Annotated in this window: 18 protein-coding genes and 1 pseudogene; 14 read left to right on the plus strand and 5 right to left on the minus strand. The window is 68.4% G+C overall.

From position 1 onward, the window contains the following. Window positions 1-73: 73 nt before the first annotated feature. Window positions 74-718, plus strand: coding sequence for a hypothetical protein (locus BR98_RS33735; RefSeq protein WP_035850989.1), 645 nt, complete (start codon window positions 74-76; stop codon window positions 716-718). Between the two features lie 3 nt (window positions 719-721). Here BR98_RS33735 and BR98_RS36850 read toward each other — a convergent pair whose 3' ends face one another. Continuing rightward, entirely contained in the window at window positions 722-1,885 is a 1,164-nt protein-coding gene (locus BR98_RS36850; protein WP_051970770.1) for a hypothetical protein, read from the minus strand. Window positions 1,886-2,282: 397 nt separating this feature from the next. Between BR98_RS36850 and BR98_RS41795 the strand changes: the two genes are divergently transcribed. From BR98_RS41795 to BR98_RS33770, 6 genes are all read left to right on the plus strand, one after another. Continuing rightward, window positions 2,283-2,627, plus strand: coding sequence for a recombinase family protein (locus BR98_RS41795; protein WP_232247821.1), 345 nt, complete (start codon window positions 2,283-2,285; stop codon window positions 2,625-2,627). A 212-nt stretch (window positions 2,628-2,839) separates the two neighbouring features. Then, a complete protein-coding gene (locus tag BR98_RS42400) occupies window positions 2,840-3,073 on the plus strand; it encodes a hypothetical protein (RefSeq protein WP_324606719.1) in 234 nt (77 codons plus the stop codon). A 513-nt stretch (window positions 3,074-3,586) separates the two neighbouring features. Next, window positions 3,587-4,774: an IS701 family transposase gene (locus tag BR98_RS33750; RefSeq protein WP_063774883.1), complete on the plus strand. Its 1,188-nt coding sequence runs from the start codon at window positions 3,587-3,589 to the stop codon at window positions 4,772-4,774. A gap of 534 nt (window positions 4,775-5,308) precedes the next feature. Next, window positions 5,309-9,931 (plus strand): putative T7SS-secreted protein, encoded by a 4,623-nt coding sequence (locus BR98_RS33760; protein WP_051970775.1) that lies wholly within the window; start codon window positions 5,309-5,311, stop codon window positions 9,929-9,931. Then, window positions 9,919-10,374 (plus strand): hypothetical protein, encoded by a 456-nt coding sequence (locus BR98_RS33765; RefSeq protein ID WP_051970777.1) that lies wholly within the window; start codon window positions 9,919-9,921, stop codon window positions 10,372-10,374. The genes BR98_RS33760 and BR98_RS33765 overlap by 13 nt, the downstream gene beginning before the upstream one ends. Window positions 10,375-10,463: 89 nt before the next feature. Further along, window positions 10,464-10,757 carry a hypothetical protein gene (locus BR98_RS33770; RefSeq protein ID WP_035850995.1) on the plus strand — a complete coding sequence of 98 codons (294 nt, stop codon included), beginning with the start codon at window positions 10,464-10,466 and terminating at the stop codon, window positions 10,755-10,757. Between the two features lie 252 nt (window positions 10,758-11,009). Here BR98_RS33770 and BR98_RS33775 read toward each other — a convergent pair whose 3' ends face one another. Both BR98_RS33775 and BR98_RS33780 read right to left on the minus strand, forming a co-directional pair. Further along, the gene (locus tag BR98_RS33775) at window positions 11,010-12,161 is read right to left on the minus strand and encodes an ISAs1 family transposase (protein ID WP_232247170.1); all 1,152 of its coding nucleotides are present in this window, start codon (window positions 12,159-12,161) and stop codon (window positions 11,010-11,012) included. 155 nt (window positions 12,162-12,316) lie between these two features. Continuing rightward, window positions 12,317-12,535 (minus strand): annotated as a pseudogene (locus BR98_RS33780) (hypothetical protein); the annotation flags it as partial. Between the two features lie 801 nt (window positions 12,536-13,336). On the opposite strand from BR98_RS33780, the gene BR98_RS41800 reads away from it, so the two are divergent. From BR98_RS41800 to BR98_RS33805, 4 genes are all read left to right on the plus strand, one after another. Further along, the gene (locus tag BR98_RS41800; protein WP_035851000.1) at window positions 13,337-13,870 is read left to right on the plus strand and encodes an integrase core domain-containing protein; all 534 of its coding nucleotides are present in this window, start codon (window positions 13,337-13,339) and stop codon (window positions 13,868-13,870) included. Between the two features lie 300 nt (window positions 13,871-14,170). Beyond that, window positions 14,171-17,167 (plus strand): tetratricopeptide repeat protein, encoded by a 2,997-nt coding sequence (locus tag BR98_RS42190; RefSeq protein WP_035851002.1) that lies wholly within the window; start codon window positions 14,171-14,173, stop codon window positions 17,165-17,167. Beyond that, complete coding sequence (locus BR98_RS36860) at window positions 17,164-20,046, plus strand: tetratricopeptide repeat protein (RefSeq protein WP_157538047.1); 2,883 nt, start codon at window positions 17,164-17,166, stop codon at window positions 20,044-20,046. The genes BR98_RS42190 and BR98_RS36860 overlap by 4 nt, the downstream gene beginning before the upstream one ends. Window positions 20,047-20,178: 132 nt before the next feature. Then, window positions 20,179-20,640, plus strand: a complete 462-nt coding sequence (locus BR98_RS33805; RefSeq protein WP_051970779.1) for a hypothetical protein — start codon at window positions 20,179-20,181, stop codon at window positions 20,638-20,640. A 5-nt stretch (window positions 20,641-20,645) separates the two neighbouring features. Here BR98_RS33805 and BR98_RS39890 read toward each other — a convergent pair whose 3' ends face one another. After that, entirely contained in the window at window positions 20,646-21,581 is a 936-nt protein-coding gene (locus tag BR98_RS39890; RefSeq protein WP_198042328.1) for a toll/interleukin-1 receptor domain-containing protein, read from the minus strand. A 318-nt stretch (window positions 21,582-21,899) separates the two neighbouring features. Here BR98_RS39890 and BR98_RS39895 point away from each other — a divergent pair, with 318 nt between their 5' ends. Beyond that, entirely contained in the window at window positions 21,900-23,924 is a 2,025-nt protein-coding gene (locus BR98_RS39895) for an ATP-binding protein (protein ID WP_051970781.1), read from the plus strand. Window positions 23,925-23,946: 22 nt separating this feature from the next. Here BR98_RS39895 and BR98_RS39900 read toward each other — a convergent pair whose 3' ends face one another. Next, window positions 23,947-24,096: a hypothetical protein gene (locus BR98_RS39900; protein ID WP_157538051.1), complete on the minus strand. Its 150-nt coding sequence runs from the start codon at window positions 24,094-24,096 to the stop codon at window positions 23,947-23,949. Between the two features lie 11 nt (window positions 24,097-24,107). Between BR98_RS39900 and BR98_RS33820 the strand changes: the two genes are divergently transcribed. Continuing rightward, the gene (locus BR98_RS33820; RefSeq protein WP_035851006.1) at window positions 24,108-24,305 is read left to right on the plus strand and encodes an integrase core domain-containing protein; all 198 of its coding nucleotides are present in this window, start codon (window positions 24,108-24,110) and stop codon (window positions 24,303-24,305) included. Window positions 24,306-24,762: 457 nt separating this feature from the next. After that, window positions 24,763-25,686 carry a hypothetical protein gene (locus BR98_RS33825; RefSeq protein ID WP_157538053.1) on the plus strand — a complete coding sequence of 308 codons (924 nt, stop codon included), beginning with the start codon at window positions 24,763-24,765 and terminating at the stop codon, window positions 25,684-25,686. Window positions 25,687-25,697: the final 11 nt, after the last annotated feature.

Raw genomic sequence — 25,697 nt, forward strand, 5'->3', positions numbered from 1 at the left:
CACGCCGGCGCGGTTGCGCGCTGCGGGCGGGTCGGTCAACCAACCCGTAGCCGAATGCGGCAGGGTGGGGCCCATGACGGTGCTGACCCAGACCCCGGCGGACCGGGCGATCCGCGACTGCGTCGCGCCGCTGCTGCCCGCGCGCACCAGCATGGTGCGGCTGCGTCTCCTGGGTACGGACGTCCTGCTGTTCCACCGCCTGGTACGCGACGAGCATCAGCGGCGCGAAGCCGCCGCAGCCGAGCCCGTGAACTCGATGGGTGCTCTGCAGGTCCTGCACGCTCTCCCCGCCGGGCTCCCCGTCCCGCTCGAGACTCTCACCCGTCCCGAGCAGGCCGAGGTCCGCCGCCTCCCGTCCGGTGCCGCCCGGGTGACGGCGCGTACGGTCACCCGGTCGGCGGTGCGACCCCTCGCCGTCGACTTGGCCGTGGCCCGCGCCACGAGGACCCGGCACCCCCTGGAAGCCGCCGGGCAGTTCGCCCCGTTCTGCCGCCGCGCGATCCTCCTCAAGCAGCCGCCTGTTCGGCACGACGATCTCGTCCTGGAGGCCGCCCTCTACGGGATCGGCGTCCTCGCCCAGGATCGCGGCGGCATCCGGCTGCTCCTGGCACCGGCCGAGCACCGGCCCCAGCGGCACACCGCCGCGGCCTGGCACTTCGTCGAGGACCTCTACGAGAGGCTGAGCCCGCGCACCGAGCCGGACGCTACCGTCAGCTGACGGTCACCGCGCTGGACGGATCGCCCGAACCGCGGCACCGAGTTCCGCCCAGCGGAGCAGCTGCGGTTGCGGCTTGAAGGCTCCCGGCTGCCCGATCGCGACGTTCACCAGTGGATAGCGTGCCACCGCCGCGCTGCACCACTGCTGCCACCATTGTTCGCGTTCGGCACCCGGAGGCTTCGCCTCCAGGGCGCGGAGCCACGACATCAGAACTGCGGTGTTGTGTCCGGCCGCCGCGACCGACTGCCCCTGAGTGGCGAATGAGTCCAAGTCCCGCCGCCCGCAGGCGGCGCAGTCGCACACCGGCACGGAGCTCGCGGCGAACCGCCTGGCGAGCGTCTGGCCGAGGAACAGTCCCATCAGTTCCGGGTACAGCACCGACGGCGACGTCACCGGCACCGACTTCTGGGCCGGCTCCCACGGCGGAACCACGTGCCGCTGCTTGCTTCCCGCCCCGTATCCGGCGAACACCGCACCGCGCGCCAACGCACCGAATGCGGCCAGGTCCGAGCGCAACAGTGCCACCCCCGGCACCTCGGCCAGGAGCCGTACCAGCCCCTCCACCGCGCCGTGAAGTCCCGCCAGCGGATCCAACTGCCCGCCGAGCATCACCGCTTTCACCCCCGGAACGCCAGCCAACGAATCGATCAACAGGCCTAGTTGATCCGGCGCCAGCCAACCCGCATCCGCCGGCACCACGAACACCACGCGCGGATCGTCCAGCGCCCCGACCGCCCGTGCAGCCGCTCGAAGCGCCCCGCCGTCACCGGCCCGGAGGTACCCAGTCGGGGTGAGTACAGCGCTCGCCCCGACGGCCAACTGCTCCTGAACCGCCCTGCCGAGCGGATCGCCGAACGGCAGTTGGTCGCTCGGCTCCACGAACGGCTCCTGCTCGGTTGCCACCATGGTCTCGTAGAACGCCGGGTCAGCCAGCAGAGCCACCGGGCCGCCGCTAGATCTGAGCTCAGCCACCTTCTTCAGCGCCCCCTTGCCGGTCACGACCAGCCCGCTGCGGACAGGGTCGACCTGGTCGAGGACGTAGCCCACCCGCTGCGGCACGACGTGAACCAGCAGACGGCCGGCCAGCGGCTCGGGGACGGACAACTGCGAGGTGGGCCCGGCGGCGGACTGAAGCTGGGCAGAAACGGGCGTCGGGGAGTCGGTCATGGCCTCGCCTTCGAATCGGCGGAACTGTCGACGTACTCGCTTCTCCAGTGTAGGGACGGGCCTGACAACCCCGATCGCTAACGACCAATCACACCAAGCGTTTGGCGCCAATCAGCCATTCATCGACCGGCAACTGGTCAGGCCGACCAACCCCACCGAGCGATCGGCCTATCTGAAGGCGTTGGCGGCCGTCGACCCGGCGGGACTGAACATGCGTACGTCGAGTCGCTGCGGGACTGCGAGGGCCCGGAACTGGGCGGCTGTGTCGACCCGACGGTCGCCGGGCACGAGGAGCTGATGGTCCTGCTCGGCATCCTCGCCAAACGCGAGGTCACCCGTGCCCGGATCCGGGTCCGCTCCGCCATGACGGTGCAGACCCGCGACCAGGGCCGCTACCTTGGGCGGACGGCCTCCCTACGGCTACCGTCTGGTGGACGCGGGCCCGCACCCCAACCGGTCCTTCGCCCGCCGCGGCGTGCGCCTGCGACGGCTGGACACCGACCCGCACACGGGCCCGATCGTGCGATGGATCTTCGCCCAGCGCCTGGCCGGCCACAGCCTCGCCCGGATCACCCGCGCCCTGAACGACGTGCAGGTCCCGCCCCCGTCCGCCGTCGACCCGGACCGCAACCCGCACCGCGACGGCCGACACTGGCAGGTCCCCACCGTGCGGGCCATCCTGGCGAACCCTCGCTACACCGGCCGCCAGGTCTGGAACCGCCGCGCACCGACCGCGAGCTGATCGACCCGGACAACACCACCCTCGGCCACCGCGACATCATGCGCTGGAACACCCCCGACGACTGGGCCGTCTCCCACAAACAGGCACACCCGGCCCTGGTCAGCGAGAGCGACTTCGTCGCCGCCCAGCACATCCGCGTGACCCGAGAAGTGACACCGGGCCGCACGTACCGGCTGGCCGGAATCCTGCACTGCGGCCTTTGCGCCCGCCGGATGGACTCCCACTGGACCCACCAACGCCCCGGCTACCGCTGCCGCCACGGCCACAACAGCGCCACCACCCCGCAGTCAGACCGGCCACGCAACGCGTACGTGCGAGAGGACCAGATCCTCGCCCACCTTCCGGCTCTTGTCTTGCGCGTCACGGGTGCAGTCGGGGGCATGGCGGTGAGCCGCCCACCGCCAGCGACGCCGTCGAGTACCTGCGTGCCAGCGGCATCACGCTGACGTATGACGCGGTCTCCAAGGCCTTGACCGCTGGCACTGAGCGAGCGGAGAGGATCCTGATTGGCTGATATTCCAGCAGGACATGCGACGAGCTGAGGACGATGTGGAACGACGGACGCCCGCACCTGGCCGAAGGCCTGGAACGGGCGCCAAACCACGGCGCTCGGAAACCGAGCACTGCGGGGAAAGAGTGTGTCCGAGACCGAGTTGAACCATATCTACATCCCGTCGCTGCGCGGGGAACTGCCGTTGGCGTAGCGGTTGGCGTGGCCGGTGGAGCGCCGCTCCTGAGCCGTTGCACGAGTGGTTGGCCGTCTCCCGCCCGCGAAGCCGGGCCGTGGGGGGCGAGTGTGGGCTGCATCGCCATCGGGCTGAACGAGTTCGAGCGCGACGAGCCGGGTACAGGGTTGCGCGGTCACCATGTCATTACGATCGGACAGGGCTCGGTCATGATTCTCGACCTATTCGGCCAAGTAGCTGACTGACTATGGCCGTTGGGGCGATGGTCAATCCATGGAGCTACAGGCCATGCCCGCGCTGGACGCGGACCTCGCGGAGTTCACCGGTGACATCTTCAAGTACCTGGCCTATGAGGGCCAACGCAGGTATGGACAGCAGTACTTGCGGGGGTTGATGCTCGACGGCAAACGCAAGTCGGTGGAGCCGATGGCTGAGCGCCTGGGCATCCCACGACAGAATCTGGGCCACTTCGTCGCCCAGTCCACCTGGGACTACTCCGAGGTGATGCGACGGGTTGCGGCGCGGGCGGTCAATGTCATCTCACCGTCGGCCTGGCTGATCGACGACCATCCGTTCGTCCGCTACGGCCACGGCACTGCGGGGGCGATCGTGCAGCACTGCGGCGAACGCAACCAGCACTTGTGCCAGGTCGGAGTGTCCGTGCACGCGGTGTCCGGGCGAGGGTCGACCCCGCTGCACTGGCGCCTGTTCCTTCCACAGAAGTGGGCAGAGGATCCGGTGCAGTGCGCGAAGGCCGGGGTCCCGCCCGGGCTCGCGCACCGCACCAAGCAGCAGATCGCCCTGGACCTGCTCGACGAACTCGCCGAATGGGGGAACGCCCCGCCTCTGGTCATCGCCGACAGTGACTACGGCACCAACGTCGCGTTCCGGACCGGGCTCACAGCCCGCGACATCCGCTGGCTGCTGGCAGTCCAGGGGGACACGGTGGTCCCGCCTGCCACGGGTACGCCGGTCACCGCCTGGGCGAAACGACGCCCCACCGTCTCCGTCGACACCCTCGCCGGGGCCAACCGGCACCGGGCCACCCGATTCATCGACCGCGCCAAGACCGCGAGCCACCGAGCCCGCTCTGGCTGGTTCGCCGCCATTCCCGTGCACATCGCCGGCATCATCGAACGCGGACACGTCGCGGAAACCGACAGCCGGCTCCTGCCCCAGCGCACCCTGCTGGTTCAGTGGCGGCGCAAGAACGGCGGAGGGGTGTTCCGCTCCTGGATCACCGACCTGCCCCCGGATACTCCACTGTCGGCCCTGGTCAGGCACGCCACCAGCCGCTGGCGTATCGAGACCGACTACCGCGAGATGGAGCAGGCCCTGGGTCTGGGAGACTACGAGGGCCGGACCTACCGCGGATTCCACCACCACGTCACCCTGGTGTCAGCCGCGCACCTGTTCTGCCTGGAACAGCGCCTCAACCCAAAAGATCAGGACACGCCCTGAGCCTGTATCAGGTCGTGTCCTTCCTACAGATCGCGCTGATCACCACCCTGTGGCGTTGCCCGGCCTGCCACCGAAACCCGAACGACCTCACCGGCCTTGGTCAAGGACCATGACCGAGCCCTGTCGGATAATCTGGCGAGTGTTGGGGTGATTGCTGAGTGTAGCTGGGGGGCGAGTGTCGGGGCTGGGGTTGGCGGAGCGGCTGGTTGGGCTGCACGCCGGGCAGGCTGACGGTCTCAGGGTGGTAGCGGAGTTTCGGTGGAGTGTGGTGTTGGTGCCGACGCAAGGCGGGGAGCCGTTGGCAGGGGGCATTCAGTGGTTGTACGCATACGCGCTGAGCAACACGGCGAATGGGATCGGCGACGCGATCGCGGAGTTGAAGAAGCTGCGGTGGCCGCGTTGACGGGGACCTCGGATGCGAACAAGGCGGAGCAGCAGCGGTTGCTGGAGGAGTCGAAGCGGCTGCGGGCGATGGCCAACGGGCAGGGCGGCCAGGGCTGATGGGGTTGCGGGGTTGATGGGGGAGCGGGGTTGATGGGGTTTCTGGATTCGGTCGGGGACGGTCTGGAGGGTCTGTACAAGGACGGTAAGAAGGCGGTTGGGCAGGCGATCGACCAGAACGCCCATGCGTTGGGCGGGATGCTGGACTTCGTCGGCCTGCACGAGGCGGCGCATGCGGTGGACACGTTCGGCGACAAGGTGGCCGACAATCTGGGTGCGCAGGTCGGGGAGTTGCAGCTCGGGGACTCGGATGATCCGAAGGAGCTGGTGCACGGTGATGTGAAGGCGATCACCGAGTCGGCGGGGCATCTGCGGGCGTTCCATGCCGCGTTCGAGGAGACCGGCAGCGGGCTGCGGTCGATGGATTCGGAGCACTGGCAGGGGCAGGCCGCGGATGCGTTCCGTGCCAAGTTCCAGCCTCATCCGACGCAGTGGCTGGTGACGGCGGACGCGTGCGCGGCGGCTGCGGTGGCGTTGGACGAGTTCTCGCACACGGTCGGTTGGGCGCAGGACCAGGCGAAGCAGGCCATCGACGCGTACAACGCGGCGAAGAAGGCTCACCAGCAGGCGCAGGACGCGTACAACGCGAGCGTCGACAGCTACAACAAGGCCGTCAGGACGTGGAACGACGCCGCCAAGTCCAACCCCAACCCCGGTCCCAAGCCCACCGATCCGGGCGCGTTCCAGGACCCGTCCACCGAGCAGCTCAGCCATGCCCAGGACCTGCTGCGCGGCGCCCGGGCGGCTCGGGACAGCGCGGCCGACGCGGCGGCGAAGGCGATCAGGGCTGCCACGGACGCGGCGCCGGCGAAGCCGAGCTTCACCGAGCGGATGAAGCTGGACGCGGTCGACCTGGCCGAGGGCGGCATGGACGGCTACGAGCACCTGTACGGCGGGGTCGTGAAGGGTGCGGCGGACATCATCAAGTTCGGCCGGGGCATGAACCCGCTGGACGTCTACAACATCACCCACCCCGCCCTGTACCTCGACCATGTCAACACGGTCGCCGCCGGCCTGGTCAACGTCTCCAACCACCCCACCCAGCTGCTCTCCGCAGTGGTGGGGTCGGGGTGGGGATCGGACCCGTTCGAGGCGAGCGGCAAGCTGTTCACCAACGTCGCCTTCGGCATCGCCACCGGCGGTACGGGCGAGGCCGCCTCGGTCGCCACGGACGTGGGCGTCAACGCCACCAAGGACGTCGCCGAGAACGCGGCCAAAGACGCGGCTGAGAACGCGGGCGGAAACGCAGGCCGTGACGCCGTCAAGGACCCCGAGGTCCCGGGCCGCGGCAAGGACGACCGGGTCTGCGAGAACGACCCGATCGACATGGCTACCGGCCACATGACGCTCACCCAGACCGACGCCCACCTGGCCGGCGTCCTGCCGCTGCTATTCACCCGCACCCACGACTCGCACTACCGGGCCGGGCGCTGGATGGGCCCGACGTGGGCCTGCACCCTGGACGAGCGCCTGGAGATCGATAAGGAAGGGGTCGTCCTCCTCCTCGGCGACTGCATCGCCCTGGCCTACCCCCACCCCACCCCCGGCCTGCCCACCCTCCCGAGCACAGGCGCCCGCTGGCCCCTCGCCCTGGACTCCGAGGGCCGCTATACCGTCACCGACCCAGTCTCCGGCCACATACGCACCTTCACTGTCGACCCGGCCAACCCCGAGCTTGCTCCGATCGACTCGCTCACCGACCGCCCCGGCCACCGCCTCACGTTCGACTACGACCACGACGGCGCACCCACCGGCATCCGCCACAGCGCCGGCTACCACCTCGAAATCGACATCACCGACTCCCGCGTTACCGCCCTGCGCGTCGGCGACCTCGAACTCGTCCGCTACCACTACACCGACGGCCACCTCACTGAGGTCATCAACTCCTCCGGCCTTCCACTGCGCTTCGAGTACGACGACGCCGGGCGGATGACCGCCTGGATTGACCGCAACAACTCCCGCTACGACTACGCCTACGACGAGCAGGACCGCTGCATCGCCCAGGGCGGCTCCGGCGGCCACCTGCGCTGGCGATACGAGTACCGCCCAGGACGCACGATCGCCACCAACTCCCTTGGCGCGGTGGAGCAGTACGAGGTCAACGAGAGCCACCAGATCACCGCTCACACCAACGCGCTCGGCCACACCACCCGCTTCACCCGCGACCGCTACCACCGCCTGCTGTCCGTCACCGACCCGCTCGGCCGCACCACGGCCTACGAGTACGACGCGACCGGAAACGTCATCACGGTGACCCGCCCGGACGGCACCCAGTCCCACGCCCGCTACGACGCGAGCAACCTGCCCACTACTGTCGTCGACCCGGACGGGTCCGCCTGGCGCCAGACCTACGACAGCAGTGGCAACCGCACCTCACTGACCGACCCAGCCGGCGCCACTACCGACTTCACCTACGGCCCGAGCGGCCACCTATCCGCCGTTACCGACGCGCTCGGCAACACCACCACCGTGAAGTGCGACGCGGCCGGCCTCGTCCTCGCCGCCACTGACCAGCTCGGCGGAGTGACCCGCTACCAGCGAGACGCCTTCGGCCGCCCGATCGCCGTCACCGATTCCCTCGGCAACACCACGCACCTCGCCTGGACCCCCGAGGGCCTGATCGCCTCCCGGACCGGTCCCGACGGCGCGACCGAGACCTGGACCTATGACGGTGAGGGTAACGCCCTCACCCACACCAACCCCCTCGGCGCGGTCACCGCCATGGAGTACACCGACTTCGACCTGCTCGCCGCCCGCACCGACCCGGACGGCACGCGTTATGCCTTCGCCTACGACGACGAACTGCGCCTCACCCAGGTCACCAACCCCCAAGGCCTCACCTGGACCTATCAGTACGACACCGCAGGCCGTCTGACAGCCGAGACTGACTTCGACAACCGCACACTCACCTACACCCATGACGAGGCCGGGCAACTAACTGCCCGGACCAACGGTCTGGGCCAGCGGATCAGCTACAGCTACGACTCGCTGGGCAACCTCACCGAAAAGGACGCGGCCGGCACTCCCACCACCTACACCTACGACCCCCTGGGCCGGCTCCTCTCCGCCACCAGCCCTACCGCCCACCTCACTCGTACTCTTGACCCCCTCGGCCGGGTCCTCACCGAAACCGTCAACGGGCGAACCCTCACCGCCACCTATGACCTCCTCGGTCGGCGCACAACCCGCACCACCCCCACCAGCACCCTCAGCGCTTGGGCCTACGACCCGGCCGGCAACCCGCTCGCACTCACCACCGCCGGACACACCGTCACCTTCGATCGCGACGCCGCCGGCCGCGAGACCACCCGCCACCTCAGCGAGGCCGTCCGCCTCACCACCACCTGGGACGCCGCCCACCGCCGCAGCACCCAGACGCTCACCGACAGCGCCCGCACCCTCCAAGACCGCGCCTACCACTACCGCGCCGACGGCAACCTGATCGCCCTCGACGACCAGCACACCGGTACCCGCCGCTTCGACCTCGACGACCTTGGCCGCGTCACCGCCGTCCATGCCGCCAACTGGACCGAGCGCTACGCCTACGACCCGGCAGGCAATCTCGCCGACGCCGCGTGGCCCACCCGCGAGGACAGTGCTGTCGGCGCCCGCACCTACACCGGCACACGGATCACCAACGCCGGCCGCACCCGCTACGAGCACGACACCCAAGGCCGCGTCACCTCTCGCCGCCAGACCACCCTCTCCGGCCGCACCGACACCTGGCGCTACACCTGGGATGCGGAGGATCGCCTCACAGCCGTCACCACCCCCGACGGCACCAAGTGGCACTACCTCTACGACCCCTTCGGCCGCCGCATCACCAAGCAGCGCATGGCTTCTGACGGCACAACGGTGGCGGAGTGGACCGATTTCACCTGGGACGGCCCCACTCTCGCTGAGCAGAGCGCCCACAGCCCCAACCTCCCGGGCCCCTACACCCTCACCTGGGACCACGACGGCCTCCACCCCCTCACCCAGACCGAACACCTCCACTCCCAAGAAGCCGTCGACCGCCGCTTCTTCGCCATCATCACCGACCTCATCGGAACCCCCACCCACCTCCTCAACCCCGACGGCACCACAGCCTGGCAAGCCCGCACCACCCTCTGGGGCACCACCACCCACCCCAAAACCAGCACCACCACAACCCCCCTCCGCTTTCCCGGCCAGTACTACGACCCCGAAACCCGCCTCCACTACAACCACCACCGCCACTACGACCCCACCACCGCGCGCTATCTCAGCCCCGACCCCCTCGGGCTCACCCCAGCGCCCAACCCCGCCACTTACGTCCACAACCCACACACCTGGAGCGATCCGCTCGGCCTGGCGCCGTACGACCCCAAGGGAGTCGACCTTTCGAAAGCGCGTAGGGTGAGCGGCAGGTTCGAGAACAAGGGGAACCCCAATGAGATCGTCTACCGCCAAAAAACCGATGGTACGGTGACGGCATACGCGGTCTACGATGATCTGGGGCGGTTGGTCAAGCGTGTCGATGTGGACCCGAATTCCGCGCCGCATGCCGGCATACCTGCTCCGCATGCGTTGGAAATGCATATCAATACCAATCCGAAAACTGGTCAAGAGTTTCCGGTGTGGGATAAGATGCCCCGCCCCCTCAGGCCTGACGAGGAAATTTATTGGAGCAGCTGATGAAGGCTAGTGAGTACTCTGAGGTTGCCTCGTGGGCCGAGGGCTTCGGTGGGAGTCTCGACTCATTCGACTTTATCTCCGGGCGCTTTAGTCTCGCTGACTGGATTTCTCTCTCGGAGATCTTTCGCCCAAGCTTTATCGAGATAGAGGGCTGCATCCTCTGGAATCGATCGTTCGAACGTCAGAACTTCGACACGTGGATGACAGAGCTATCCGGCGACCGAACCGGGGTCGAAACCGTGTTGAACCGGTTGAGGCTCTGGCAGCTCATTGACTACGGCGAGTCCGCGGAAGACGCGGCGGCTGCCAGCACTGTGGCGGACTCGATCGCACAGTGCTGGAAACTTCGTCTGGCAGAGCAATTTCCTGGTGTCAGGTTCCATGTGGCGGCGCTGGAAACCGAGGATGGGCCTGTCGTAGAATTCAATGTCGTTCGGCATTGATAGGGAAACGTCGATGAAACTGCGCTTGCCGAGAATGCCATCCATGCGGCTCAAGGGCGTGCTCGGTGGTTGCGGCAGGATGATCACTCATGTTGCTTCGCCTGGCATACCTGGTGTCACCAAGGTTCGCCGCCCTGCGGCTGCTGTCGATGAGTTACCGTGACAAGGACGTGGAGATCCTCGCCTTGCGCCATCAGTTTAACGTCCTTGAACGGCAGCTCGGCGCGGTGAGGGTGAGATTCGCCGCTGAGGACCGTGCTTTCCTCGCGGCGCTCCTTGCCCCGCTGCCGCGCGAGGTCCTGCGCCGCCTTCGGCTGCTGGCCCGACCGGACACCGTGTTGCGCTGGCATCGTGACCTGATGAAACAGCGTCACGCCCGCTGATCGAGACCGTCACCCTGACCGGCCAACGGCAGTAGTGAGGGACCGACTGGCTCAGCTGCGGGACAACCTGATGAAGGAGCCTGATGTCAGGTCAGCGGCCGGGGCGCGGGCTGGCAGCCCTCGATGAGTGACGCAAGATCAGCTCCGCGAATCGGATGCCGTCTTGGTGCCGCCGCCAGGCCGGGAAGATGGGCGGCGGCGCGTACACCTCAGGGGCGTTTCAAAGTCCCGGTGATCATGTAGACCGGCTGGTCAGGCGATGCCCAGGAGGTCCAGCGGCCTGTTGAAGGGCTCGTAGGAGACGTGGCGGAGGCCGGCAGCGATGTTGCGGTGTCCGTGCTGTCGCAGCGTGTTGATCGCCAAGTTGCGGAGGGTCGCCATGTTCTCGGGTCCGTGGCCGGTGCGGATCTTCGAGGCGTCCTCGCCGAAGGTGGTGTCGCGGACGAAGTGCAGCCGGTTCTCGATGGTCCACTGTGACCTGGCGAGCTGGCCCAGGCGCTGGGGTGAGGCTTCTTGTGAGGTCAAGTCGGTGATCGCATAGACGGTCTGACGGCTCACGGTGCCAACCTTGAGGTCGGTGCGGTGTCGCAGGATCCGCACGGCCTGGACGGCGTGGGGAAAGTCCAGGCCGAGACCGGTGATGGTGAGTGCCCTGGTCACGCGGGTCTCCTTGCGGCCGTGGCCGATCTCGCGGTCGTAGCGCCTCGCGGTGACGTCCTTCCACGGCAGTGACCGCAGCCGGCGGTGCAGCTCAGGCTGGTTGGCCTTGACCACCAGCAGGTAGTGGGCCTTCTTCTCCTCCACGAGGAAGCGCGCGTGGGCGCGCTGGGTGTGCAGGGCGTCGGCGGTGACGGTGATCCCGGTCAGGTCGTAGGGCTCCAGCAGCGTGGCGAAGCACGTGATTTCGTTGGTCTTGTCGGGAACCCGTAGCTGGGTGACGGTCCGGCCGTCACCGGTCATCGCGGCCAGCAGGTGGGCGGCGGGAGTCTGGCCGTTCCGGGAGCCACGGGCGGTCTTGCCGTCCACGGCCACCGAGTCCGCACCGCCGGGATCAGCACCGGTTAGATCGGCCAGGCCCCGGGGGCAGACCAGGTTGACGACCCGTCGGATCGTGGCGGCGCTCGGCCCGATGCGCACCCCCAACGCGCCCGCCACACGAGCACCCAGCCGGGCCAGGGCCTGCTGCGGAGCATTCGCGGACCACTGGCCGATCGCCGCATACGAGCGCGCGCCGGCGACCACCGCCGAGGCAGCAACCAGCAGCACCGCCACGAACGGGTGACGCACACCGCGCCGCCGACGCGGATCCGGCAGCACCCGCAACCGCTCCACCAGCGAGAGTCCCGCCACCTCCTCCAGAGTGGGCGACTTGACGAGACAGACGGTGGCAGACTGACGGCACATCGAAGCTCCAGCGGTTCAAGGCGACTTGGCAAGGTCACCTCGTTCAACTGGAGCTTCGATGCGTACGTGACGGGCCTACCCGGACCCTCCAGACCGCTCTGGCCTGCGAACTCATGTGATCACCAGGACTTTGAAACGCCCCTGGCGTACACCTCAGCCTCGGCGACGGTGGGCCACGAGCTGACGTCCTGGCAGTAGCCGGTCGACTGATTGCTGACCTCGTCGACAGCCCACCGCTCGGACGCCCCGTGGAAGCTGATCTCACCGGCTCCCAGGACTGCTCCTCCGGTAGCACACACCACGTGCTCCCTGCGGCGCGGCGCAAGACGCAGGGCCCCAGCTTGATCGACAACGAAGGTGAAGGGCTCGGCCAAGTGCTCCTCGAACATCGCGTGCCAACCAGAGAGCGCCTCGTCCTCGTCGTAACAGTCGACCGTGGCCTCCTCAGCCATAGCCTCCAGTTGCGCCCTGCTTATCGTGCTCATGACCGCAGAGCGTATCCAGAGTGTCGCCTTCCCCGGATAGGAAGGCCGAGGTTCTCTACTTCTGACGGTGGCCCACCTCGTTGGCAGAGGCTGGACGAGGCCGACCAAGCGGGGCGGCCTCACGATGCTTCCCGGCGCGCAGAGCAAGCCGACGGTCGACCAGCTTGACGGGCCTACGGCAGCTCGGGGTAATGGTGACATGCTGGCCCGTTCCTCCGCGGCCAAGGATGCCGAGATACTGGTGCTGCGGCACCAGCTGAGCGTCCTCGAACGGGGCAGGCCGAAGCAGCCCTTCGCCCTCGGCGACCGGGCCGTGATCGCTGCTCTGGTCGGGCTGCTGAGCAAGCGTCAGCGCCTCAGCCTGAAACTCTCGATCACCCCGCGCACGGTCCTGCGCTGGCATGCGAGGCTGGTCGCGCGGAAGTGGACCTATCCGCACCGAGGGCCGGGACGGCCGGCCAAGCCCGAGGCACTACGCGCCCTGGTACTGCGCCTGGCCCGCGAGAACGACACCTGGGGATATCGCCGGATCCACGGCGAACTGCTCAACCTGGGCTGGAAGGTCGCCGCCTCCACGATCTGGGAGATCTTGAAGAAGGCCGGCATCCGGCGCCCCAACGCGCCGACCGCTCCTGGTCACGGTTCCTCACCACTCAGGCGCAAGGGATCCTCGCCGTCGACGTCTTCCACGTGGACACCGTGTTTCTCCGGCGCCTGTTCGTCCTGTTCTTCATCGAGCACGGCACCCGGCGCGTGCACGTCGCCGGCGTCACCCGCAACGTCACCGCGGAGTGGGCAACCCAGCAGGCGCGTAACCTGCTGATGAACCTGGACGACGTGCGCACTACCGGTATCCGGTACCTGATCCGCGACAACGCCGGCTACTTCACTGAGGCCTTCGATGCGGTCTTCACCGCTCTCGGCGCCCGCGTGGTGCCTGTCCTTCCCGGCGTGCCCCGGATGAACGCGATCGCCGAGCGCTGGGTCGGATCCTGCAGACGCGAGTCCACCGACCGCCTCCTGATCACCGGAGAACGCCACCTTCGCCTCGTCATCGACGAGTACGCCGCCCACCACAACGAACATCGACCGCACCGATCACTGGGACAACGCTGCCCTGACGCCGTCGGCACACCTGAACCGCCCGCCGCTGATGACCAATGGCGTGTCATCCGGCGCGACCGCCTTGGCAGTCTTATCCACGAATACACGCAGGTCGCATAAGGTGACACGGTTTTCGGCACGCGCAAGGTTCAAGGCCGCCTCCGCACATTCGAAGCCGTCGAGGGCCGGGTCGTGGGCAAGGGCGAGGAGGAACTGGGTGCCGCGGGGATCGCCGAGCCGAGCCAGCTCTGGGGCCGCCCCCACGCGGGCTCTGCCGTCGAGTGAAGGAACGCGTGCACGGAGTCGCTCGTTGGTCGCTGTGTCCATGGTGAAGCGTCGGAGTTGGCCGTAGCCGACAGGTATCGAGGGGTGTCGGGTCGCCGGTGTGGTGTGCCCGATCGTGGATGGGGGCGGTGTGCCATGGTCGTGGTGAGGCCCGACGGTCATGATGTCTTCCTCTGTTATGCGTGGGAGGACAAGGAACAGGCCGACGCCCTGCGTACTGAGTTGACCGCGTTGGGCCTGGAGGTATTCCAGGACCACGACGGTATGCGGGACTACGACTGCATTCCCGACCGCATCGATGCCGCGCTCCGTGGGAGCCATGTTTTTCTGGCCCTCTACTCGCCCGCCTTTCTGGCCAGCGAGTACTGTCGGCAGGAGTTGCACTTTGCGCTCCTGAGCTCGTATCACCTGCATCGCAGCCGGGCACGGGTCCTCGTCCTTACCCAGCACCTCGGCATCGAGCAGGTCCGGCCGGAAAGGCTGAAGCACTGGCGACTGCCGGCGCCCAACCAATCTCTTGACCGCTTGGCCGCGTCCGTCGCGGCTCAGGTGCGTCGGCTCGGCGAGCAGGACCGGCGCCGACTGGGTGACGCGCCGAATCCGCCGGCTCCGAGGTGGTATTCGGAGCCGATGCCGGACATCGTGGAGACGTACGGGCGGGAACTGGAGCTGTGGCGGATTCACGACGCCTTCTTTCCCGACGACTCTCCACATCATGGCGGTCAGGTCGTGGCCGTCACTGGTGTCGGAGGCCAGGGCAAGACACAGCTCGTACGGCACTACGCCCGGACCTTCGCCGCCGATTTTCCGGTGGGGGTGTTCTCGCTTCAGGGCTTCGAGGGACACGGGACGGGAGGGGGCGGTGACACGGCGGTGGGGCGGGTGGTGGAGACGCACCTGACACGCGTCGCCGACCAGCTACTTCCCGGCGAGAGCCCGGTGTCCTTCGGGGACACCGTCAGATGGTTAGACCAGCTGGGCAAGTTGGGGCCGTACCTGTGGATCGTGGACGACGTACCGGAGGACATCAGCCACGCCGGGTTCAAATCGCTGCTGGCTCCGACGAGCAACGGCCGTACTCTTCTGACGGCCCGCTACCAACTGCGCGGCTGGGTCCACTCCGACCGTCAGCTGGTGCTCCCGTCCCTGGAGCGTGGCGCGTCCATGGCCCTGCTGACGAGCCAGTGGCCGCACGGCAGACCCAAGCCGGTGGCACGCCGTCTGGAAGACCTGCGCGGTGAACGCCACCAGTACGCCGCCGTTCGCCGGATCGTGGACACGCTCGGCGCTCACCCACTGGCTCTCGCCCTCGCGGCCGGCCTGAGCAGCTCACCGGAGGCCACCGGGATCGCCGACTTCACAGCCCTGGAGAAGCTGGTCACCGACCCCGATCGTGACGCGTTGGCGCTGGCCGAGCAGCTACGCCCCAGATTGCCCACCGATCACATCACGGGGGTCGCCGCCACCCTGTCGCGCAGCATCACCGCCCTCCCGGAGGAAGGCCTCGACGTACTGCTGCTGTCCAGTGTCCTCGGTACGGCGCCGCTTCCCGCGGCGCTGGTCTCCCTCGTTCTGGCCGAGGCCGACGGGCTGTCCCGCGTGGAGGCGGACGACAGGGCTCAGAAAGGCCTTCGCCAGACCGAAGCGGGCTACCTCAGCCAGCGGTGCGGCACGGCGACCAGTGACCTCAGCGCTGCAGCGGGGCTGTCGTGGAGCGTCCACCCACTGGTCAACCAGGCTGTCCGCCAGTCGGAGCGCTCACCGCACCGCCGTCAGGAGCTGCGCTTGGCCGCCGTCGCAGCCTTCACCCGCGAGATGGACGACGCCCGCGACAGCCAGCGGTATCCGCTCCTGTCCGGCTATCTGTCCCATATCGAGCGACTGGCCGCCGACATGCTGGACATCGACGAGTGGCACCTCCTCAACGAAGCCGGACGGCTGCACGCCGAGCTCGGTGACAGCCGGGCCGCACTCGGCCTGTACGGAAGGCTCCACGCGATGTGCCGGTCTCGGCTGGGGGACGATCACCTCACCACGCTCGCCTTTCAGCTCGGTCTGGGGGTCGCCCATGGACTGCACGGAGACCATGGAACGGCCCGGCGTCTGCTGGAGACGACGCACTCAGCCCTGTGCCAACGGCTCGGTGCACAGCACCCCGACGCCCTCACCGCGTGGAACGATCTCGCTGTGGTCTGCGGCGCCGCGGGTGACCACGACCATGCCAGGGGCATCTTTCGATCGGTGCACGAGATCAGGGTCCGGGTGTTCGGACCGCAGCATCCCGACACCCTGGACTCCCTCACCAACTACGCCATCCACGTGGGCCGGTGTGGGGACCATGCCGAGGCGCACGAGCTCAAGACCGGCCTGTATCGGACGTTCCGCTCCCTGTACGGCGAGGCTCATGCCTGTACCCTCGACGCGCTGAACAATCTGGCAGCCACGACACTGCAGCTCTCGGACCCCGCCGGTGCCCGGGGGATGCTGCGCACGGTGCACCGGACACGGCAGCGTCTGCTCGGACCGCTTCCGCACACCGCGGACGCGGCGGAGAACCTGGCCGCCGTCGTGGAGGACCCGAACGAGGCCGCCGATCTGCTCACCGAGGCCTACCAGATCCGCCTGCACACCCAGGGACCGCCACATCCCTCGACCCTGCGCACCCTGCACCACCTCCTCGCCACGCTGTTCGAACGGGATGGCGAGCAGGCTCCTACCCTCCAGCACGGCCGACCCGAGACCGTCGCGGCGAGGTTCGCGACGACCGAGGTGGCCGAGACCCTTCCGGCAGGTCTGGTGCCGGGGCAGATCCGCCTGGACGACGAGCTCATGGACGAACGGATCGCGGTGCTGGAGGCGGCGATACGTGTCTACGACGTCCGGCTGGCCGCCCTCGGCCCGGACGACGTCGCGACGATGATCGCTGTCGGCCACCTGGCGCACGCGCACGCGGCGCTGGACCAGTTCGACGGCCAGTACGAGGAGGCCTGGGTACTCATCGACGACGCCACCACCGGCTTGGAACTGACCCTGGGCACGGGCGACGCCGCCACGGTCGCGGCTGACGAGGTTCGCACCTGGGTAGCAAGTCTCGGCTCCGACCGGGACGCGACCGAGGCGGGCAGCCGGTGAACGTGCACGATGTCTTCCTCTCCTTCGGCGGCCATGACAGGGCCAAGGCCGAGCGAATCGCCCGGGCGTTGCGCGACAGAGGACTGACCGTCTTCCTCGACGAGGACATCCGTACCGGCCAAGGCGTCACCGAGACCATCGAGCGGGCGCTGGCCTCGTCCCGGACACTGCTCGTGTACTACTCGGCGGGTTACCCGAGTCGGTACGCCTGCCAGTTCGAGCTGACGGCGGCGCTTCTGGCCGGGCAGCGGGAGGACGACCCCACCGGCCGTATCGTTGTGATCAACCCGGAGTCGAGCGAGGAGCACCTGTTCCCTGTGGAACTGGCGGACGCCTCGTTCGCCCGTGCACCCAGGTACGGCGACAAAGCCGCCCTCGATGACCTGGAAGGCGCTATCCGACGGCGTCTCAGCTCGGTGCAGGGCACCATGGGTGAGCCCCGGTTCACCGAGCGGCCACGCTGGATCGCCGATCGCGTGGCCGGCGTGCACGGCTTCGTCGGTCGGTACCGCGAACAATGGCAGTTGCACTCACAGCTCCGTGCGGGTGCCTACCCGATGGTCAGGCAAGTGATGGGTGGTCCTGTGGTGGCGCTGCTCGGTGTGGCCGGCGCCGGCAAGTCCGCCCTCGCCGCCGCCTACGCCTGGCAGTTCGGTGGGGCGTACCCAGGTGGAGTCCACTGGCTGGACCTGAGCGGCGCAACGGCGTCCGACGTGGCGACCCGTTACGCCCAGGAGTTGCGCCGGGTCGCCCGCACCCTTCGTTTTGGTCCCGCTGTCGGCCTGGCCGACGCGGCGGAGCTGAGCGCCGCCGTGTCCGATCACCTCTTCACGGCTGCCCAACCCGCCCTGTGGGTGGTCGACGATCTGCCGCCCGACCTGGACCCCAGGGAGGTCCAACGTCTGCTGCTGCCCGCCGGTCCGCTCGTGCACACCGTTCTGATCGGCCGTCGCGGCCCCTTTGCCGAGTTGATGCCCGTCGTGGAACTGGGCTCGATGAGCGCCGAGGACGCCCAGATTCTTCTGCGCGAACACTGCCCGGTGGACAGCGAGGACGAACGGCAGGCCCTCGGTGTCTTGGCCGAGCGGCTGGGCGGCCACCCCCTGAGCCTGCGACTGGCCGGTCGTCAGTTGCGGGACCGTCAGGGGCTGTGCTCCGTCAGCGACCTTGTCCGCCAGCTCATCGAGGATCCGGCGGTCCTCGACCCCGCCATCGGTCTGGTCCGCTCCAGCCTCGACTCGCTCACCGCGCAGCAGCGGCTGATCCTCCAACTCGCCACGATGGGTGCGGGCGCTCCTCTGCCCGCCGGGTTCATCGCCGATGTGGTGACTGCGCTGCAACCCCGCGAGGGTGACCTGGGCGACGCACTGGCCGGTCTGCACGAGCTCATGCTGGCGACCCGGATCGAGGACCGCTGGGAGGTTCACGCCATTGTCCGGGAAGCCGCGCAGCGCTATCTGGCCCCTGTCGTTCCCGAAGCCGAACTCGCCCGGCTCGTCGCGGAGAGGCTGCGGGAGCAGAGTGGAGAACACCGCACGGAGTCCGACCGGCTCATGCCGTTCGCCGCTGTGCTCGCCCGCCATCCGCTCGTCACCCCGGACGCCTGTCACGCGCTGCACCGCATGCTGAGCGTTTTCCACCAAGACCGTGGAGAGCCCGTCGAAGCCGCCCGGTACTGGGACCGGGCTCTCGCGTACGGCGTCCCGGCGGTATCCGATCTGGTGCGGGGCGCCCGAGCCCACCTGGACGCAGGCCACTACGAGCAGGCCGAGGAGTACGCCTCGCGCGCGCAGGAGGGCGCAGAGCCCCGCGACCCGAACCGGATGTCCGCCGTCGGCCTGCTGGCCCAGGCTCTCGACGCGCTCGGTCGTCCCGAGGCGGCGAATCCCCACTGGGCGATCGTGCAGGCCACTTTTCCGTCATCATCCGGTACCGGGCGCACCGGCGCGGACACGCCGGGGAGCGAATCGGGCCTCGACCATACCCGGATCGAGCTGCGGCTGGGCTACCTGAAAAGCCGGCGGCTCCGCGGCGACATGCGCGCGGCCCTGGCCCACGCCTACGCGCTGGTGGACCTCCTCGCCCATGAGCCGCCCGAACTCGCAGGACACCACCTGCAGGCCGCGCGAATCGAACTGGCCATCCTCCAGCTCTCCACGAACGCCCAGCGCGAGGCACGGCAGACGGCCGAGTCCGTCCAACGCTGGTACCACGACCACAGGTTGCCCGATCACATGAACGCCGTGACGGCACAAACCGTCCTCGCGAAGGCCTGGCTGACCCTGCATCTGCTGGAACTCCGACCGGACCCGGCGAACTGGCGAGAGGCCGCCGAGACGCTGGGGCTGCAGCGAAGGCAGCTGCTCCGGAGTCACGGGCCGATGAACGACCGGACGTTGAGCACCGATGTGGAGTACGGCAACGCCCTGCTGTGCCTCGGCCGTCCTACGGCGGCCCGGAAACACCTGACAGAGACGATCTCACGGCTCGATCGGCGGTACGGCCAGCAGCACCCGATGACGCTGCGCGCTCGGCTGCTGCTGGCCCGCTCACATGCACAACTGCGTGAGTACGAGACGGCGAAGGAGCTGAGCGAGCAGGCCTACACGGGGCTGCTGGCCACACTCGGCCCCTGTCACCCCGACACCCTCTACGCCCAGTACGATCTTGGCGTGGTACTTGTACTCACCGGATCGCATCGCCCGGGCCTTAGCATGCTGTCGGCCGTGCGTCGTACCGCGCCGTCAACCATGGGACGCACGAACGACCTGTACGCGCAGAGCGTGGCGGCGACGGCCCTGGGCGTCCTGCCGGGTGCCGTGTGGCGGCTGGTCGACCGCCTGACCAATGACCGACCCCATACCGACGAAACCCCATAAACGCCGCCTGGCAGGGTAGACCCCTGGCAGCGGGGGACCGTCGGCTCTGCCGGATCGCTCCTTCTGCTGCAAAAAAGCGCGTTCTTGACGACCGCGTTGTTGATGATGTCGATGACATGGATGGGTGGGGGCATGGATCCGGTGTCGGTGGGATTACTGGCCGCGCTGGCTGGCGGGGCCGGAGGCGAGCTCGGACGAGACGCGTGGGCGGCGCTCTCCGCACTGGTGCGACGACCGTTCCGCCGCGGTGGCGCCGACGAAGACGGCCCGGCAGCCGGTTCGGGGGAGGCGGAACTGGCACGGCTCGCCCAGAACCCCGCCGACCAGAGCATCGCACAGGCACTCAGCACGACGCTGGCGGTACGGGCCGCCCTGGACGCGGAGTTCCGCGCCGTACTCGCCGCCTGGCAGGACCAGGTGCAGCGGATTCCCCTCGACGACCGTGCCGTGCACAACACCATCAGCGGCGGTACCCAGCATGGTCCGGCGCTGCAGGGGCGGGACTTCTCCAACCTCACGTTCACCATGGCCGCTCCGCGGTCGGACAGGCCGGGCGGCTCCGACCGCGGCGGGCAGGGCGGTACGGCAGGCTGAATCCGTCAGAAGCCGTCCGCGAGTTGCTGCACCTGGTCCACGATGCGATTCCACAGCTCCTCGAAGAGCTGCTCCTTCGAAAGGGACCTGGTGCTAGGACCGCTCCCGAACACCGACAGGTCGTGCATTTCCAGCCGGGGAGTTCCGGTAGCGCGATCGAACACCGGTGTGGCGGTGCCGTTGCTCCTGTTGACGCCGTACAGACGCGACCCGACGACGAAGTTGAGCACGTCGTCCCGCCCCATGCCGCCCATGTGGATGTCGATCCCGTACAGGGTCCGGCCGCGCCGCTCGACGCGCACCCGAAGTTCCGAGTCGGAGTTGCGGACCGTGCAGACGAGGCCGGACTCGGACATCCGCGGGGCGGCTTTCTTGAACTGCTCGGTGAGATACCGGAACGAGGACTCCAGCTCCGCGTATCTGCTGAAGCCCTCAGGTGTCGTCCTGGGGATCCGCAGAACCTGCGCCGTGCTCTCGCTCCGCGTCGGTGTTCCCGCCAGGGGCGCGGAACCGGAGTCGGGGATTCGCAGGCGGAACGCGCGGGCCAGATCCTGAGGCGTGTAGTCCTCCATACGGAGAAATGCGACGGCGGGACTGAGGAGTTCCGCCGGCACGGTCACATCCCCGACCAGCACCGGGAGGATGTAGTCGTCAGGGTTGTCCAGGGCGGGCACCAGCATGGCCCTGAACTCGTCCATCGGATAGGGCGTCGCGAGGTACTCGCGCGACAGGAAGGGCGCGACGTAACGTGCCCTTTTGCCGCCGTAGACTTCCCGGAATCCCATGATGAGATTGCGGCCCCACAACTCGATGCTGAGATCACGGTCGTAGAGCACGGACAGGCCGGACTCCCTGCATGCCGCGACGACCTGTTCGACGTAGGGCCGCTGTTCGCCGGCAAACGAGACGGCGAGATCGTGGACCTGGTTCGGCTCTCCCATGAGGGGAGCATAGGGCGCGCACGCGACGGACGTGTGGTGTGTGTCCAGGACGGGGAGGAACACTCCGCCGGGCGCCCTGTTCCGGCCAGGCGTCCGCAGCCCGAGCGCGACCAATGAGAGGAGAGCGAGGGTGACCGGCATGCCTCCCGACCATCCGGTGCCGTCCGTTCCCCGTGCGAGGACCGCATGACCGAGCCCTCTGCGTCCCGCACCGACAACAGCATCAGCGGGGGAACGTACTACGGCCCGGTGGTCCAGGCCGGCAGTGTCACCATGAATCTTCCGCCGACTCCCGCCCCTCCCCTCGGGATTCTTCCCATGCCCTCCTCCGTCTTCGTGGGCCGCGACCACCAGGTGCGGGAACTGTTGACGGTCCTCACCCCGGACGGCGAGGCCGGGCCGCGCCCTCGCGTCGCGCTGGTGACCGGTCCCGCGGGAATCGGCAAGAGCGAACTGCTGCTGCAGGTCGCCCATGGTGCAGTCGGCCGCGGTTGGTTCCCCGGCGGGGTGCTCTCGATCGACCTCCAGGGGTACGCCTCGGGCCTGGCACCGCTCACGCCGGCAGCCGCCTTGGGCCGGCTGCTGCACCGGCTCGGACTGCCGCTGGACGCGATCCCGGAGCATGCGGAGGACCGGGCCGCTGTCTACCGCGAGCGCCTCAGGGACCGCTCGGTGCTCGTGCTCCTCGACAACACCCGCGACAGCGCACAGGTCCACCCGCTGCTGCCGCCGCACGGCTGTGCGGCTCTGGTCTCCAGCCGCAACCGGCTTCCCGCGCTGGACGACGCCCGCCGGTTCCCACTCTCCGCCCTTTCGCCCGATGAGTCCTGTGAACTGTTCCTCGTGGCGGCCGAGCCCCACATCGAGACGGACGTCGAAGAATCCGCGACCCGCTCTCACTCGCGACGAATCGCCACCAACTGCGGCGGACTTCCCCTCGCCCTTCGGGTCGCGGCCGCACGAGTACGGGGAGAAACAGCCGACCACCTCGCCGAACTCGCGACATGGCTGGACGACGAACGGAAAAGACTGGTGGAACTGGACGACGGCGAGCGCACCGTCACCGCTTCGTTCCGGGCCTCCTACGACAGCCTCGACGACGGTGAGCGACTGCTGTTCGCCCTGTGTGGTCTGCACCCCGGACCGCGCGTGGGCGTCCATGCCGTCGCCGCCTTGGCCGACCTGCCGCTGCGCGACGTGCGGCGCCGGATGCAGACACTGCGTAACGCCCACCTGGTCGAGACGGACGGCGCCGGCCACTACAAGCTGCACGATCTGCTCCACGTCTGCGCCCGGGAACGGGCACACAAGGACGTGCCCGAGGCGGGTACCAGAGCGGCCATGGACAGGTTGATCGACTGCTACCTGTACACCGCAGACCGCGCGGACTCTGCCGTGGCACCAGGGCGCTACCGCCTGCCCCACACCGTGGACCACCCGCCGCACAGCATCCCCGACGTCGACGAACGAGACGCCGCACTGGCCTGGTTCGCCGAGGAGATGCCCCAACTGGCCGCTCTCCTCAGAGCGGCGGCCACCACCTCGGATCCCTCGCGGTGCTGGATCCTGGCCGACGCGATGCGCGGCTTCTTCTTTCACACCAAGGCCTGGGACAGCTGGCTGGAGACACTCCAGGTCGCGCTCGACGCGGCCACGGACGCCGGTGAGGTCCGCGTACAGAGCGTCCTGCACAACAGCATGGGAGTCGCGCTCATCGAACAGGACCGCTCCCAGGACGCGGCGCGCCATTACGAGGAGGCGAGGTCCGGGTTCGAGTCGGTGGGCGACGCGCACGGGGTGGCGACCGCGGTGGAGAACCGTGCCTGGGTACACCAATACGCCGGAGACCACCTCGCGGCCCTGGCCGATCACCAACAGGCGCTCGACGTCTACCGCGGCCTCGGTGCCCGGCGCAACACGGCGATCGTCCAACGAGGCATGGCGCTGGCCGAGATGGAACTCGGACGGTACGAAGACGCCACGGCGCATCTGACACAGGCGCTGGACGTCTTCCTGGAACTCGGGCTGGACCTCGATTCCGCCATGGCCCTGAACGGTCTGGGCGAGGCGAATGCCAGAGCCGGCCAGGCGGAACCGGCCCGGCGCCACTTCCTGCGAGCCCTGCGGCGAAGCCGGGCCTGCGGCAGTCTCTTCGAGGAGGCCCGTGCACGCGAGGGTCTCGCAGCCCTGCTGGAAGCCACTGATCCTCGGCGTGCCGCGCACCATTGGAAGCGTGCGCTGTCGCAGTACCAGACCCTGCGCTCCCCGAAGGCCGAGCAGGTGTGCTCCCGCCTGACCGCACTGGGTCTGTCGTCGCCGGAGGCGAACAGCGCACGAAACTGAGCCGGGGTCACCGAATGGTCAGTCAGTCGGCCAGGTGACGGTAAGACGCGATGTTCTCGGCGACCGCGGGTGAACACCCGCGCTGCAACAGGGTGTCGAGGTGCGGGGAGGCAGCCCGGCGCACGTCATGGCTGATGATCAGCTCCACGGTGACGAGCTCGTTGTCCGGCATCCTGTATGGCTGTGAACGAGGCCCAGGCTCGGCAGGTTCTGGGTGCCTATCAAAGGCACTACAACGAGCACCGGCCGCACCGGGCCCGCAAGCAGCTACCCGCCGACGCCCACGAGCAGACCCCCGGCGCACACGACCTCGAAGGCCGCAGACTCCTGCGCACCCGCGTCCTCGGCGGCGTCATCAACGAGTACCGATACGCAGCTTGACCAGCAACGATGACTTTCCGAGCCCCACAAGATCGCCGACCTCGTAGATCAAGCCGGCAGCATGATCGCCGTCCTACGCGATGCCAAGCCCGAGACCAAGCGCCAGATCTACGCCGCACTCGGCCTGCGCTGCGACTACAATCACGCGCAACGCAAAATGTAGGTCAGGATCGCTCCTGACCTGCATTCCCTCGCCAACAATGTTGGCGAATGGGTTGTGTCCGAGGGGTGTGTCGACCCATACGCACATGCCGCTGCTGCGCGGGCAACTGGCACTGCCGTAGTGGATTCGGTGCGGCGGGTCACAGTCCCACTGCAGACATGATGCTTGTCGCGGATGGCGGTGCGCAAGGAGTGCAGCTCGGTTTCACCCGTTCGAGTGGGCCGGCGGGTGACCGACGAGTCCAGCCGTTTGCCGCCGCTCGGCGGTTGGGTCCGGGCAGGGTTGGATGGGGGCATGGCTGTGAGCATCATGACGGACACCATTCGAGCCGCCGCGTCCGTCGGGGTGTTCAGCGGCGGCGAGGATCTGCTGGCTGCCGGCGCCGTCCGCGGTGTGGAGCCCGGCTACGGCGGTGTCAACGCTGATGTCGCTGATGGAAAACAGAGTTGGCAGGTGTGGGTCGGTGTCGTGGGCGGTGTCCTGACGGGTGAATGTGACTGCCGCGACGCTCTCGCCGCTGCTCTGTGCCCGCACACGGTCGCGGCCGCGCTTGCCGGCGTGCGCGTGGGGCTCACCTGGACCTCACTGCCCGAGTCGCACGCCAGCACCCAGGCATTGGATCCGGCCGAGCGGCGCTTCCGCGCCCTCGCCCAAAGCGTTACCCCTGCGGAGCTGGTCGCGTTGATCGCCCGTCACGCTGTCCGGAACCGCCTGCTCGCCACCGACCTGGAGGTGGTCACCGGCCGCCTTGGCGCGCCGAGCACCGAGGACCTGGCGCCGCTGCGCGCGCTGGTAGACGAGGCCCGGTCCATCCCCGACGGCAGGTACGAGTACGACCTGCACGACATCGTCACCGCCGTGCGCGCCGTCCTCGCCGAGCTTCGGGCCCAGGCGCTGCGCCCGCCGTCGGGCGAGCTGCTCGATGCGGTTGAGTACGTCGTCGAGCGCTGGGACCATCTCGCCGGGGTCCTCAGCCAGGACTGGCGCACGTACGACAACGAGTCGGGCGAGATCGGCGCTGAACTGGCGGCGCTCCACCTCGATTTGTGCGAACAGCTGCGGAACGACCCGTTGGAGCTGGCCGAGCGCCTCGCCACTCTGGTCGCCGCCTGCGAGGTTGACTGCTGCCTGAATCCGCCGGCCCCGTACCGGCACCTGCTCGGCCCCGATGGCGTGGCCGCGTTCGAGGAGCGCTGGAAGGTCCTGCGCCGTTGGTAGCAGTGTGTCCG

It is taken from the genome of Kitasatospora azatica KCTC 9699 (assembly GCF_000744785.1).
GTDB lineage: Bacteria > Actinomycetota > Actinomycetes > Streptomycetales > Streptomycetaceae > Kitasatospora > Kitasatospora azatica.

What these genes read in the sequence shown, in the direction of transcription:
- BR98_RS33750 (WP_063774883.1), top strand. Translation starts at nt 3,587, where the DNA reads ATGGAGCTACAGGCCATGCCCGCGCTGGACGCGGACCTCGCGGAGTTC.
- BR98_RS33760 (WP_051970775.1), top strand. Translation starts at nt 5,309, where the DNA reads ATGGGGTTTCTGGATTCGGTCGGGGACGGTCTGGAGGGTCTGTACAAG.
- BR98_RS42190 (WP_035851002.1), top strand. Translation starts at nt 14,171, where the DNA reads ATGGTCGTGGTGAGGCCCGACGGTCATGATGTCTTCCTCTGTTATGCG.
- BR98_RS33805 (WP_051970779.1), top strand. Translation starts at nt 20,179, where the DNA reads ATGGATCCGGTGTCGGTGGGATTACTGGCCGCGCTGGCTGGCGGGGCC.
- BR98_RS39890 (WP_198042328.1), bottom strand. Translation starts at nt 21,581, where the DNA reads ATGGGAGAGCCGAACCAGGTCCACGATCTCGCCGTCTCGTTTGCCGGC.
- BR98_RS33770 (WP_035850995.1), top strand. Translation starts at nt 10,464, where the DNA reads ATGTTGCTTCGCCTGGCATACCTGGTGTCACCAAGGTTCGCCGCCCTG.
- BR98_RS33735 (WP_035850989.1), top strand. Translation starts at nt 74, where the DNA reads ATGACGGTGCTGACCCAGACCCCGGCGGACCGGGCGATCCGCGACTGC.
- BR98_RS39895 (WP_051970781.1), top strand. Translation starts at nt 21,900, where the DNA reads ATGCCCTCCTCCGTCTTCGTGGGCCGCGACCACCAGGTGCGGGAACTG.
- BR98_RS33775 (WP_232247170.1), bottom strand. Translation starts at nt 12,161, where the DNA reads ATGTGCCGTCAGTCTGCCACCGTCTGTCTCGTCAAGTCGCCCACTCTG.
- BR98_RS33825 (WP_157538053.1), top strand. Translation starts at nt 24,763, where the DNA reads ATGGCTGTGAGCATCATGACGGACACCATTCGAGCCGCCGCGTCCGTC.
- BR98_RS42400 (WP_324606719.1), top strand. Translation starts at nt 2,840, where the DNA reads ATGGACTCCCACTGGACCCACCAACGCCCCGGCTACCGCTGCCGCCAC.
- BR98_RS39900 (WP_157538051.1), bottom strand. Translation starts at nt 24,096, where the DNA reads ATGCCGGACAACGAGCTCGTCACCGTGGAGCTGATCATCAGCCATGAC.
- BR98_RS36850 (WP_051970770.1), bottom strand. Translation starts at nt 1,885, where the DNA reads ATGACCGACTCCCCGACGCCCGTTTCTGCCCAGCTTCAGTCCGCCGCC.